Origin of the sequence: Burkholderia sp. PAMC 26561 (assembly GCF_001557535.2) — a bacterium.
Classification (GTDB): Bacteria; Pseudomonadota; Gammaproteobacteria; order Burkholderiales; family Burkholderiaceae; genus Caballeronia.
In genome coordinates this window covers 1,488,666-1,501,873 of record NZ_CP014315.1, presented here as the reverse complement: position 1 = coordinate 1,501,873, position 13,208 = coordinate 1,488,666, and the positions used below count along the sequence as shown (strand labels likewise).

The following is a 13,208-nucleotide window of genomic DNA, read 5'->3' as shown; positions in this document are numbered from 1 at the left end:
GGTCAAAAGTGCGATTCTAACCGGGCCGCCCCGCTCAGGCCGTCAGGCTGATTGCAGCGACAGCTTGCTGAGTCTCGTACGGTAACAGGCGCAGCGGCGCCACATAGCCGTTATGGTCGACGCCGAACCCCTCTTGGGCCGCCGCCGCGACGATCGCCGGAGACCATACGATGTGCTTCTTCTGGTCGCCCGTCGTCGTGACCGCCACAAGCAGCGGTGTGTCGCCAACAGATCTGACGGAGCGCCAGACGTTCGCCGGCACCGAGTACAAGGCCTGGCGCGGCACGGTAACGGGCGTCTTGTCGGCGCCCTCGTTCAGGATCAATTCGGCTTCACCGTCGAATACGATCAGGACCTGCTTGGCATCCACGCGATGAGTCCCGATCTCCTGCCCCGGATCGATCCGCAACCAGTCGATGGAAAACCCGTGTGGATAGAGAATGTCGGCCTGCTGGTTGCGGTCCTGCGTGATGCCGAAGCCCACGATACTTGCGACCTCTGCGCGATGGCCCGGCAGCACACTGCCGAGAAGGGCATGCCGCGACCATTTCCGGTCGGCGACCGTGACCATGCGCTTGCGCATTTCATCGGGCGAATAGTGACGCAGGCTCTCGGCTGTCTCCTGGTCGATGGGCTCGAGCAGCGCATCGTCTGCAGGCTTCGCTGTGCCGTTGCTGGTGTCGACAAGGAGATTTTCCTTGGTCAGGTAAAGCCCGTGTCGCGCCGCCTGTTCGAGGATCGATGGATGCCAGATGATGCCTCCGGTGTCATCGCCGCCAAGCGCCGAAAAAATCCAGCCGTCGTCATTGCCAATATTGCTGAAGCCGCGAAAGATCCAGGTAGGGATGCTCAGTACGTCGCCGGGCTCGCCGATCACGGTGCCTTCGTCTCCATTCGCACCCCACCGGAATAGCCAGCGGCCGCTGAAAATCATGAAGACCTCTGCCGTGTAATGCACATGGAGATTGTTCACGACACCGGGCGGCATGGCCGCAACGCCAAGACTGAAGCCATGTGGTTCGCGCAGATTGACCACTTGGTCTTCGCTTTGCGACACACCTGCCCCGATCAGCGAATAATTTTCCTTGCGCTCGGACCCCTTCATCTTGCAGTCGATGAACGCGACCTTGCACGCCACCATGTTCGATCTGAGAACCAGCCGGCTCTTCGCCGCGGCCTGGTCGAGCGTCTCTGCTTCACTCATGTTCACTTCTCCGTTCCCGTTTTTTGCGATTTTATGCATTCGAATGCATAGGCTAATGCAAAACAGGCGGAAAGGGCAAGTTCATTGAAAAACCGGCGTGCTGGCCCGATCGTCAGGAGATATCGGTTTCGAGATAATGCGCAGCCTGCGCCACCGCAATGTCGATGAAATTTATCAACGCAGGATGATCGTCGTCGGATCGCCAGATCAGGTCCAGGACGGCGCTGACGGGTTTGTCAATATCGAGTGGCCGGAAGGCGACGCCCGGGAACCGCATGTGCCTCGCGGACGCCGGAACGATCGCAAGCCCCACGCCGCTCGATACCAGCGCCACGACCGTGTAGAGCTGGGTTGCGTCCTGCACGATCTCGGGCACGACCCCGGCTTCGTGAAGAATGTCCGAGACGATCTTGTGGAAGTAGAACGCGTCCTTGCGGCTGAAAAGAATGAACGGTTCGGCTGCCAGTGCTTCGACCGGCACGCGTTCGAGGTGCGCCAGCGGATGGTATTCGCCGAGCGCCAGCATCATGGGTTCGCGGATCAGCGTGCGCGTGGAGAGTTCGCCGCTGTCATTGCCGATCGGCCGCACGAACCCTATGTCCATCTCCCCCGCGAGGATCGCTTCGCGCTGCCTTTGCGTCACGCCTTCCCGCAGTTCGAGGCGTATGTCGGGATGCCGTGTGCGATAGGCGCCAATGCATTGAGGCAAGAGCTGAGGCAGTGCGCCTGCCACGAAAGCGATCCCGAGGCGGCCTCGTTCGCCCCGGCCGGCAAGCTTCGCATGCTCGATAACGACGTCTGCCTGAGCCAGCAGCCGGCGCGCGCCCGAGAGCAGCTCGACACCTGCGTGAGTCAGCCTGAGCGGGCGTTTGCCGCGAATGAAGAGCGCCGTATCCAGGCTCGCCTCCAACTGCATGATCTGCTGGCTAAGAGGCGGCTGCGTGATGTGGAGGCGCGCGGCCGCGCGCCCAAAATTGAGCTCTTCCGAGAGCACGACGAAATAACGAAGCTGGCGCAAGTCGATCATGTTTCATTCCTAAAACGTATGAAACTCCAATGAATAATATATTAGACAGAACAAATTGACCGGCGCAAATTTGTTCCCATGCAAGGACAAGCAGTAAATCAAAGCGCGGTCAACGCCCGGCCGATGTCTGGTTAAAGCCTCGAACGCATCAATGGAGCGACGATCATGTTTCATCGATTTGCCTGTGCTGCCTTTTATGTCGCGATGACCGTCACCGGTGTCGTGACGACGGCCGTGGCAGCCGGTGAGCCCGCACCCTACGCACTAAAAGCCGGCAAACCGTACGCAGGGCAGTCGATCAAGGTCATGGCGGTATCGACTCCGCAGTTCACTGCGCTGCAAAAACGCACACAGGAATTCACCGACTTGACCGGCATAGAAGTGAAGTGGTCCTTCGTGCCGTTCAAGGCGCTGCAGGAAAAAGTCACGAGCGTGGGCGTAGCCGCGAACGGCAACTTCGACGTGGTGAACTATCTGGATCAGTGGGGCGCGTCCTACGCATACTGGTTGATGCCCCTCAACGATTACATTGCGCGCGACAAGCTCGACCTCAACGACTATCCGCCCGCATTTCTCGAAGCCCTCACCATCAACGGCAAACTCAACGGACTGCCGTTACGCAGCAACGTGCAAATGATGCTGTACCGCAAGGACATCTTTGCGAAGCTCGGGTTGAAGCCGCCAAAGACCTGGCAAGACCTGATCGATGCGGGCCCGAAGATTCGTGCAGCCTTCCCGGACGTTGCGCCGCTCGGTTGTTACTACGGCGCGGATGGCAACCGCCAGAACCTGTTTGCATGGGCCGATTTCGTGCGCGGCGCGGGTGGCCGGATTCTCGATGACAGGGGCTATCCGGCATGGACCTCGCCAAAAGCCATGGAAGCCACGCGCGAGTACGTCGGCCTGATGACCAAGAACAACCTGTGCGGGGCGGGCGCGACGTCGAATGTGGAACAAGACAGCCGCGTCGCCTTCCAGCAGGGCAGAAGCGCGGTGCTGCCAATTTGGCAATGGGCTTATTCAGCCGCCACCAATCCTAAAGACTCGACGCTCACGAAGGATCAGGTTGGCTTTGCGCCCATGCCGGCCTACAAAGCAGGCGATCCGCCGAGCACGGTCATCAACGTGATGCCGGTTTCCATCTCGGCTTACTCGAAGCACAAGGACGCGTCGTGGGAGTTCCTCAAATGGGTCACGAATTCCGATCTGGACAAACGCAATGCGATCGAGCGCAACGTCAATGGATTTGCCGTTGTGAACAGTGTGGTGAACCGCTGGTCGAGCATGGGCGACCCCCAGGTCAATGCAGCAAACGATCACATCTTGCTGGCGGCCAAAGCGGCGCTCGAAGGCAATGCCGCGCCGATGCCCGAAGTCGTCTACTGGCCGGAGGTCGCAGATCTTGCTTCGGTGGCGATCAACCAGGCGGCGTCGGGAGGCGACGTCGATGCACTCATGAATACGGCAGCGCAGCGCGCGAATCATGTCGTGCAGCGCGCGCTTCGCTAGAGCTCGAGCAGAACGGGTCCACTTGAGGAACATGTGTCATGTCTGAACGTATCGCCAAGTATGGAATGGTTGCGCCGGGATTGCTGATCGTGCTCGGCACGGCGCTTTATCCGCTGGTCACGACCTTCTATCTCAGCTTTCGCGACTGGAATCTCGGCCGCGCGAATGAATCGAAGTCCTTATGGTTGCCCTCAGACGGCTTCTCGCAAATAGGTTATCTCTTCGATAACTACACGCGTGCTCTCACCGACCCGTCAATGTGGAATTCGGCGTGGGTCACCGCGCGTTTCACGGTGGCCTCCGTGGTGCTGACCGTCGGGTTCGCGCTCGCAATCGCCGTACTGCTGTTTCGCGGCGGTCTGGTTCGCGCGGTCTTGCGCTCCATGCTGATCCTGCCGTTCGCCATGAGCCCCGCGTTGATCGGCGCGCTCTGGCGTTTCATGGCAAACGCCGACTTCGGCGTGGCCGGCGCAATCAGCCGCGCATTGCATCTGAAAGATATCGACATTCTTGGCAACGCAACCGCGGCGTTCTGGCTGGTTTTATCCAGCGATGTGTGGCACTGGACGCCGTACTTTGCGCTCATCTTCATTGGCGCGCTCGCGTCGGTGCCGAAGGAAAGCCAGGAAGCGGCCGAGATAGACGGCGCAACCCCGCATCAAGTGTTTTTCTCGATTACGCTGCCGCAGTTGTGGCCGGTTCTGGCGGTTGCCATGGTCCTCAAGGCCATCTTCGCAATGAAAGTATTCGACCAGGTCGTGATGATCACGAATGGCGGTCCCGGGCAGGCAACGCAGACACTCACGCACTTCATCTATTTCCAGGGCTTCAAGTACCTGAACATGGGTTATGCGTCGGCGCTCGGCTGGCTCCTCGTCATACCGATGATGGCGTTGACCGTGCTGTATGTCCGTCTTTCACAGCGTGGGAAATAAGGAACGACATGAACTCGAAATCCATTCCCGACATGTTGCCGCATACGCAATCCGCATCCCCCGCCGGCTACACCGCACCGCACAGGTTTCGCGCTTCGCTGGGCTGGTTTGGACGCGGCGTTGCAATGGCCCTGCTGTTCGTGGTGATCGTGTTGCCGCTGCTCTGGATCTTGTCCGCCGCGTTCAAGCACTACGTGGATATCTACAAGTTGCGCGTGACGTTTACGCCGACCATCGGCAATTTCTTCGAGATCATGCGCGAGCCGTTTCGCGTGCAGGACAAACTGATCAACTCGATCATTGTTTCCATGAGCACGGTCGTCATCACGCTGCCGATCGCGACTGCCGCCGCGTACTCGTTCTCGCGCTTCAGGCTCTTCGCGCACAAGTCGATGCTGGTTGCCGTGCTCGCCACGCAGTTCCTGCCGCCAGTGGTGATCGTGTTGCCGTTCTTCCTCATGTTCCGCGATCTCGGACTCTACGACACGCGCTTGGCGTTGATCGTGGTGCAAACCGCGCTCGTCATGCCGTTCGCAATCTGGATGATCAAGGGTTTCATCGATCAGATTCCGATCGATATTGAAGAGTCCGCGCTGATAGACGGTGCGACCCGTCTCCAGGTCCTCTACCAGATGATCATGCCGATCGCGCTGCCGGGCATTGTCACAGCGGGCATCTTCTGCTTCATCTTGTCGTGGAACGATTTCATCATCGCCGTGATCCTGACTTCGGAAGATGCAGTCACGCTGCCAGTCGCCATGAGCCTGTTCAACCGCGAAGAGGGCGATCTGTGGCAGCTGCTTTCCGCCACCGGCATTCTGATCATGCTGCCGATGTTCCTGTTCGCTTCGTTCATGCAGCGCTATCTGATTCGCGGTACGACGGCCGGCGCTGTCCGCTGATCCGTGCTCCAACTCTTTATTTAAGGCGACGTTCATGACTACGGTCACATTGAATCGCATCAACAAGAACTGGGGTGGCTTTCACGCCGTCAAGGACTTGAACCTGAGTATTGCCGAAGGGGAGTTCCTCGTGCTGCTCGGACCGTCCGGCTGCGGCAAGACCACGACCATGCGCATGATCGCGGGCCTCGAAGATCCCACCGGCGGCGAACTGATGTTCGACGGCGAGCGCATGAACGGCGTGCCGCCACGGCAACGCAATGTATCGATGGTATTTCAGAACTACGGTCTGTATCCGCACATGAGCGTGTACGACAATATTGGGTATCCGCTCAAGCTGCGGGGTGTGACCGGCGAGCAGCGCGATCGCGAAGTCAGGCGTGCGGCGGACCGGGTCGAACTCGGCCAGTTGCTCACGCGCCGCCCCGCGGCGTTATCCGGCGGTCAGCGTCAACGTGTGGCGCTTGCGCGTTCCATCGTGCGGCGGCCGCGCGTTTTCCTGATGGACGAACCGCTGTCGAATCTGGATGCCAAGCTGCGCGGGTCGATGCGCGCGGAGCTCAAGCACCTCGCACGCGAGCTTGCCGTCACGACGGTGTACGTCACGCACGATCAGGTCGAAGCGATGACACTCGCCTCGCGCGTCGCGATCATGAAGGAGGGCGTGCTTCAGCAGATCGACGCGCCCGAGAAGATCTACAACGAACCGGCCAATGCGTTCGTCGCGGGTTTTATCGGCTCGCCGGCCATGAATTTGCTGCGAGGGGAAGGCAGGGGTGGTCAGTTTGTCATGTCGGACGGGCTTGCTTTTCCCATCGCGCCTCCACGCAACGGGCCGCTTTATCTGGGCGTGCGCCCGGAAGACGTGGTGGTCGGCACGGGCGATCAGCCAGGCGCTTTTTCAGCAGATATCTTCGCGTTCGAACTGCTCGGCGACGTCACCCTCATCACGCTGAAACTTGCCGGCCAGCACTTTGTGGTCAAAGGCGACAAATCCATTCGATACACCGACGGCGACCGGATCATCGTGCGGCCAGAGCCATCGAAGATGTTCTGGTTCGACGGCACGACCGGCGAGCGCATCAAAACCGGCTGACGGTCGGGGCTGCCCCAATTCAGTTGCACAAGCTTGAAGCTTGAACCAGGAGAACGAGTCACCATGCGTCCCAACTTAATCAAACAGAAGTTCCTCGCAGGCGAACCCATCGTCAATGCATGGCTTTCCATCCCGAGCAGTTATGCGGCGGAAGTCGTGGCGTCCCAAGGATTCGATTCGGTGACAGTCGACCTGCAGCACGGGATGATGGGTTTCGAATCTGCGTTGACCATGTTGCAAGCGGTCAGCATCACGCCTGCAACACCTCTGGTCCGCTGTCCTTCGCTCAATCCGCCGGAGATCATGAAGCTGCTCGACGCAGGCGCTTACGGCGTGATCTGTCCTTCCATCGATACCCCCGAGATGGCGCGCCAATTCGTTTCTGCATGCCGCTATCCGGACGCCGGGCAGCGCTCGTTTGGTCCGGCGCGCGGACTGCTTTATGGCGGACCTGATTATTTCAGTTGCGCTAACGACACTGTCGTGACGCTTGCCATGATCGAATCGCAGCAAGCGCTCGATCAACTCGATGCAATCCTCGATACACCCGGCCTCGACGGTATCTACATCGGCCCGAACGATCTTGCGTTGAGCCTTGGCATGAAACCCGGCATGCAAACGAACGCGAGGCTGGAAGAGGTGATCGGGCAGATCCTCCGCGGCGCTCGTGATCGCGGCCTGCTTGCCGGCATATTCTGCAGCGACGGCGCCGCGGCGCACAGCCGGCTGGAGGAGGGGTTTCATCTAGTGACACCTGGCAATGATGCCAACGCGCTTGCAGTCGCAAGCACGTCGCGCCTTCTGGCAGCGCGCGGCGCGGGCGGTACGACAGCCCGCGGCGGCTACTGAAACTCGCTGAAGGAACAGGGCAGTGGCCGCCATTCCGCTTGTCTTGCTACCGGGAACACTGTGCGACGCGCGTGTCTGGCGTGCACAGGTCGACGCGTTGTCGGTGCAGCGGCCAGTCGTCGTATGCGAGTTGGGCAGCGAGCGAACCATGGAGGCCGAGGTGGCCTCGTATCTTGCGATACTCCCGCCGCGGTTCGTGCTGGGCGGATTCTCACTCGGCGGAATTGTTGCGCTGGAGCTTTACAGACAGGCGCCGGATCGTGTGGCCGGCTTGATCCTTGTGTCGACCAATGCACGACCCGATCCGGAATCAAGCCAAGAGAAACGCCGGAAACTGGTTGAACGGGTCGATGCAGGCGAGCTGGAAAGTGTTCTGGATGAGTCTCTGTTGCCCTATTACTTTTCGCCTGAATGTGGGCACCGTGGTGAATTGACCGCTCTGATCAGGGCGATGGCGTATTCGAGCGCGGCGAACTTTGCGAACCAGTCGCGCTATGCAAGCGATCGTCCGGATTCAAGGCCGATGCTGAAATCGATAACCGTGCCCGTTCTATTGATTTGCGGTGATTCGGACGTGTTGACGCCGCGCGACCGGCAGGACGAAATGGCGCAAGAGCTTGCGCAAGCGAGCACGGTGTTCATTGCACGATGCGGCCATTTTGCAACGCTCGAGTCATCTGATGCATGTAATCAAGCCATGCAGCAATGGCTGCTGAGAATGATTCCCTAGCCGTTTGATGGAGATTGATCGCCGAAAGTAATAGATTACTTATTAGTTAGGAAACCGATATAAAAAATACGCTGAGAGATCAACTGTTGAGGCGTCAGTGTCTTTTTGGCGCCGATACCCGAACCCACGCAAGACATTCCGCACGTCAACACGACCTTTACGAGCCACGTGAAATGAAACCGACCCGCGCGCTTTTATCTATTGCCTGCTGTTGCGCTGCTATCAGCGCTCATGCACAAAGCAATGTGACGTTGTACGGCATTATCGACGAAGCCTTCCAGTACACGACGAACCAGGCGGGCGGCCACGCTTATCAACTGGCCAGCGGAACATTGAGCGCTTCGCGTTTTGGCTTCAGGGGGCGTGAGGACCTTGGCAGCGGATATGCGGCCATCTTCCAGCTGGAGAACGGCTTCAACGCAAACACCGGCAAGCTCGGGCAGAACGGCCGTCTGTTCGGCCGCCAGTCGTGGGTGGGCATTTCGACGCCTTACGGCGCAGTCACGCTGGGTCGTCAATATGATTTCGAAACGACCTTCGTGGGGCCGTTCGAATCGGGTTATGCATGGTCGGGCGGTCCCGGCACGCAGCCCGGCGACAACAACAACATGAACGCCAGCTTTCGCTTGAACAACGCCGTCAAGTTCGTCAGCAATCCGTATCACGGATTGACTGTCGGTGCGGTGTATTCATTCGGAGGCACGCCCGGGTCGGTCACCAACAACAGCACGTACGGCGCCGGCATCACTTACACAATCGGCGGCTTTGCGGCTGCGGCGTCGTATTCGCATATCGATCATCCAAATACATCCGTGTACGACGGAACGAACACCACTACCGGCGTGACCGTGTCGGGGCTGAGCTACTCCGGTTTCGTATCGGCGAAAAGCCTGCAAATCAGCGCGCTCGGCGCCTCATACACGTTCGGAAACTCGACGATTGGCGGGACTTTCAGCAACGTCGACTTTGGCAAGCTGGGCAGCGGTTCGGGGCCGAATCCCGAAGGGTATTCCGGTACCGGCGTCTTGAATACCGGCGAAATCAACTACCTTTACCATTTCACGCCGGCATTCAGTGCGGGCACTGCGTTTATCTACACACGTGTGAATTCGACGGGTGGCGCACCCGGCGCGATTTATCGCCAGATCGATATCGGAACGACATATAGTCTTTCGAAGCGCACGGATGTGTATGTGTGGGCGTATGGTCAGAACGCCAGTGGGACCAATTCCGTGGGTGGGCCGGCCGTTGCGCAGCTTGCCTTTACATCGGCTTCCTCCACCGACAAGCAACTTGCCGTGGTAGCCGGCATCCGGCATCGTTTCTGAGCGTGGGCGAGCTTTTTGAGTTTTCAATTGAGAGGAGCATAAGGTGAGCTATGACCTAGGGTCGTACAAGGATGTCCCGGACTTCATTTATGGAATCACGCGTGAAATCTGGGAGGACCGGGGAATCGGCGGGAAGCTCGACAAGCATTACGCGCCCGATATCCTGCTGCGCGCCGCGACCGGATTCACCGGAAGCAACAAGGGTGTCACGGCGCAGACACTGCAGACGCTGCATCAGTTCCCTGACCGCCAGCTCGTTGGCGAGGATGTGATCTGGACGCCGTATGGCGACGGCACCTTTCTTTCGTCGCATAGGTTGACCTCCGTGATGCGTCATACCGGCGACGGCGTTCTCGGCCGCGCCGAGGGACGCATGGTTCGCAGCCGGATCATCGCGGATTGCTGGGTACGGGATCAAGTCGTGATCGAGGAGTGGCTCGTGCGGGACCAGGCTGCTTTCGCGCGGTGCCTGGGCACAAGTGCGCGCGCGCTCGCCCGCAGCATGACCGACCGGGAATTGCAGCAGGGCGTGCCGATTTCCTTCTTCACGCCTGAGCACGACAAGCCGAGCCGCTATAAGGCAACCGTGCAAAGCGACGACGAAACCGTTCACCGTTATCTCGGCGGCATGCAACGTCTTTGGCACGACAAGGAAACGGCCGTGATTCGCGACATGTATTTCCACGGCGCCGCGTTTCATGCACCCGGCGGGGACGTACTCTACGGGCATGGCGATATCGATACATTCGCGCTTGGTTATCTCGCATCATTTCCCGATGCGGTGCTCAAAGTAGAAAGCGCACGGGTGAACCGCGATCCTGAGCAGCCAGTAAGGGTTGCGGTGCGCTGGTCGCTCACGGGCACGCATTGCGGCTTCGGACATTTTGGAGAACCGACCGGCGCGCCTGTCTACGTCATGGGCATGTCGCACGCGAATCTCACGAAAGACAAGGTAATGACGGAATTTTTCGTTACCGACGAGGTGTCGATCTGGAAGCAGATTTTTGCGCACATGGAAGGCAAGAATGGTGCGTAGCGTGCCACTTATAAGCAATGCGCCAACCTGCTTCGTGCCGAATCGCAGTTAGCTCGGGCTTTTGATTTGCCTTTTTGAAAATCCACACAGGATCCAAAACTCAAAGGCTTTCCAAAAAATCTTTCTTGATCGAGTGGGAATAAGCTGAGCACGCGATATCGGCTGCGTTGGCGGCAGCGTTCACCATCGCGCTTGCATTCACCGGCTTGCACAGGGAGATAACGATCGGCGGTGGAACGGGCTTCGACGGCAGCTCTACGAACTCGCCACTTTGCATCTCGTTCGCGACGAAAAGGCCGGGAATGCCGCCGACGCCATATCCATCGCGCGCCAGTTGAACAATGGCCGCTACTGAGGGCGAACATGTGATGCGGTTTTTCTCGGGTTGTATCTTCTCTTTGCGGCGAGCCCATGGACGATACTTTCCAGTGCCACTTGTGGTGCAGTTCCGCGGCCAAGCAACTCGGAATCAGCCACACGACGATGTGGCGGTTTTAGAACGAGGCTTCGTAGCAGGAGTTGTTTTAGCGCGCGAGCCAGTGCGTCAGATGCGAGAGACCGTGAATGTCGTGCAGCCCGACGTGGCCTGCAATAAACCACGCTGCGGTCCACGACGCGCCGACCACCAGCAGGTCGCAGTGTCCGCTATTCCACCAGTTGAGCGAATGACGCGAGGCGATCCACGGAACGCCGAGCGGATTGGGCCAGTCGGCGAGCAGATGCATCAGGCCGCCGCACGCGAATCCAAATGCCGGCGCGGCGAGCCGGTCATGCCCGAGCCAATGGTACGAGACCGCCAGCAGCGCAATCCAGCCGATACCCCAATGGGTCACAGTACGGTGCGTGATCCACAGGCGGCGCGTGCGTGACCACCACGCCACTTCCAGCCAGTCGGGGGCAGTGCCGCCCGCAACCGCAGCCATGAAACTCAGCAAGACCCACACGTGAAACGGCCCGACGGTGCCGCTGTGAGCGACGATACTCGCCGCCATGACGCCCGCCGCGAAGCCGGTGGCGTGATGTGCTTTGCTTGATGCCATTGGAACGATACTGCCTGGAAGACGGGCCGCCATGTTTGCAGAACCGCGAGGAAATTGACAGTCGCTGTTACTGTCTTTTTCACTTCCGTGAAGGGAGCGGGCGTCAGACCCGAGCGCCGCCTTTCAGCGTTTCAGCCGTTCAGCCGTGCAGCGGATGCAGGATGGAAGCAATGCCCTTCGACGAAAGCGCGCTTTCGATTCCGAGCACAGTGCCGCCAATCGCTCCGGCATATTGATTCAGCGCCGTGTTCTGGATCAGCAGGCTGCGCGTGGCAAGCGGCAACGCTCTTCGATAGACCACTGCACGCACCCCCGCGAGAAGATCGTCGCTGATCCTCGCCATGCGCCCTCCAAGCACGATGGCCGCAGGGTTGTACATATGCACGAGCATGGCGATGATCTCGCCGATTTCCTCTGCCGCCGCGCGTATCAAGCGCACCGCTTGCGGATCGCCGGAGCGAACGAGACGCACGAGGTCATCCACGGTTTGCGCGTCGGAGTCGGGCAGCGCCTGCAGGTTGGCGAGCACCGCATTGGTCGAAGCAACGGCTTCAACGCAACCGATATTGCCGCAACGGCAAACGACATCGTCGCGGCCTGGCACCCTGATATGCCCGATGTCACCCGCAGAACCATCGGCGCCGCGGTGCAGCATGCCTTCGGACGTAATGATGCCGCAGCCGATTCCGGTCGATACCTTCGCGAAGAGCAGCGGCGATTGATTGGCAGGCCGCGTGCGTGCTTCGCCCAGGGCCATCAGGTTCACATCGTTATCGACCAGCACCGGCGTCTTGAGGCGCGCCTGCAAATATTCCGATACCGGAAAGCCATCCCAACCCGGCATGATCGGCGGCCTCACGCAAACGCCGCGGCTGAAATCCACGGGACTCGGCAAGCCGACCACGACACTGCGCACGGACTGATCGAGCAGCCTGTGCTCCTGCAGCAATTGATGGAATTGCTCGATGATCGATTCGAGGACCGGCTCCGGTCCAAGTGAAACATCGACGCCAAAGACCCGCTCGGCAAGCCGCCGTTGCGCAAGATCCGAGATCACGAGACGCCCGTGCGTCGCCCCCATGTCCGCCACGAGGATCACGCCGGCGCGCGGATTGAGCACGAGCATGGTTCCGGGACGTCCTCTCGCCGATGCGCTTTGCGCCTGCTCCTTCACGAGATCGCATTCGATCAGCGGCTGGATCAATTGAGAGACGGTCGAGCGCGCGAACCCGGTATTGCGCGCAAGGTCCGCGCGGCTCACGCCCTGCGACGACGCAATCAGCCTCGCGAGCTTGCTATGAACCTCGAACTCTTCGAGCCGGAAAGCGCGGTCGAACGTGGCGAGGCGAGAGGGAGCGGGTTGATTGCTTTGAGTGTGCATAGCGGCTGAGGCCTCGGGGAACCGAGCTTACTTTAATCCGAGCATTGGCCACAAGCGAGATTCTCAAGCCGATAGGCAAAGTATTTATGTCGGAAATCGAATTAAATAATACAAAATGTCCGGCCAAGACGCGCCTCGGTATTGTCCCAGTCAACCAAATGGAGTTTAAAA

Annotated in this window: 13 protein-coding genes; 8 read left to right on the top strand and 5 right to left on the bottom strand. The window is 59.4% G+C overall.

The genetic code is table 11. The features are described from left to right. Positions 1-34 precede the first annotated feature (34 nt). Positions 35-1,204, bottom strand: a complete 1,170-nt coding sequence (locus tag AXG89_RS41400; RefSeq protein WP_119024876.1) for a cupin domain-containing protein — start codon at positions 1,202-1,204, stop codon at positions 35-37. A 112-nt stretch (positions 1,205-1,316) separates the two neighbouring features. After that, complete coding sequence (locus AXG89_RS41395) at positions 1,317-2,231, bottom strand: LysR substrate-binding domain-containing protein (protein WP_083637542.1); 915 nt, start codon at positions 2,229-2,231, stop codon at positions 1,317-1,319. A gap of 165 nt (positions 2,232-2,396) precedes the next feature. Between AXG89_RS41395 and AXG89_RS41390 the strand changes: the two genes are divergently transcribed. From AXG89_RS41390 to AXG89_RS41355, 8 genes are all read left to right on the top strand, one after another. Continuing rightward, positions 2,397-3,740, top strand: coding sequence for an ABC transporter substrate-binding protein (locus AXG89_RS41390; protein WP_083637545.1), 1,344 nt, complete (start codon positions 2,397-2,399; stop codon positions 3,738-3,740). A 38-nt stretch (positions 3,741-3,778) separates the two neighbouring features. Then, positions 3,779-4,675, top strand: a complete 897-nt coding sequence (locus tag AXG89_RS41385; RefSeq protein WP_075357391.1) for a carbohydrate ABC transporter permease — start codon at positions 3,779-3,781, stop codon at positions 4,673-4,675. Between the two features lie 8 nt (positions 4,676-4,683). Next, positions 4,684-5,577 carry a carbohydrate ABC transporter permease gene (locus AXG89_RS41380; protein ID WP_197672672.1) on the top strand — a complete coding sequence of 298 codons (894 nt, stop codon included), beginning with the start codon at positions 4,684-4,686 and terminating at the stop codon, positions 5,575-5,577. A gap of 34 nt (positions 5,578-5,611) precedes the next feature. Then, positions 5,612-6,673, top strand: coding sequence for an ABC transporter ATP-binding protein (locus AXG89_RS41375; protein WP_119024856.1), 1,062 nt, complete (start codon positions 5,612-5,614; stop codon positions 6,671-6,673). A 63-nt stretch (positions 6,674-6,736) separates the two neighbouring features. Continuing rightward, complete coding sequence (locus tag AXG89_RS41370; protein WP_075357393.1) at positions 6,737-7,522, top strand: HpcH/HpaI aldolase family protein; 786 nt, start codon at positions 6,737-6,739, stop codon at positions 7,520-7,522. 22 nt (positions 7,523-7,544) lie between these two features. After that, positions 7,545-8,252: an alpha/beta fold hydrolase gene (locus AXG89_RS41365; protein WP_075357394.1), complete on the top strand. Its 708-nt coding sequence runs from the start codon at positions 7,545-7,547 to the stop codon at positions 8,250-8,252. Between the two features lie 173 nt (positions 8,253-8,425). Beyond that, positions 8,426-9,580: a porin gene (locus AXG89_RS41360; RefSeq protein WP_062001637.1), complete on the top strand. Its 1,155-nt coding sequence runs from the start codon at positions 8,426-8,428 to the stop codon at positions 9,578-9,580. Between the two features lie 43 nt (positions 9,581-9,623). After that, positions 9,624-10,616, top strand: a complete 993-nt coding sequence (locus tag AXG89_RS41355) for an ester cyclase (protein ID WP_075357395.1) — start codon at positions 9,624-9,626, stop codon at positions 10,614-10,616. Positions 10,617-10,716: 100 nt separating this feature from the next. On the opposite strand, the gene AXG89_RS42710 is transcribed toward AXG89_RS41355, so the two are convergent. The 3 genes from AXG89_RS42710 to AXG89_RS41340 form a co-directional block, all read right to left on the bottom strand. Next, the gene (locus AXG89_RS42710; protein WP_162916249.1) at positions 10,717-10,893 is read right to left on the bottom strand and encodes a hypothetical protein; all 177 of its coding nucleotides are present in this window, start codon (positions 10,891-10,893) and stop codon (positions 10,717-10,719) included. Between the two features lie 247 nt (positions 10,894-11,140). Continuing rightward, the gene (locus AXG89_RS41345; RefSeq protein WP_075357396.1) at positions 11,141-11,656 is read right to left on the bottom strand and encodes a metal-dependent hydrolase; all 516 of its coding nucleotides are present in this window, start codon (positions 11,654-11,656) and stop codon (positions 11,141-11,143) included. 139 nt (positions 11,657-11,795) lie between these two features. Further along, complete coding sequence (locus AXG89_RS41340) at positions 11,796-13,037, bottom strand: ROK family transcriptional regulator (RefSeq protein ID WP_062001640.1); 1,242 nt, start codon at positions 13,035-13,037, stop codon at positions 11,796-11,798. Positions 13,038-13,208 lie beyond the last annotated feature (171 nt).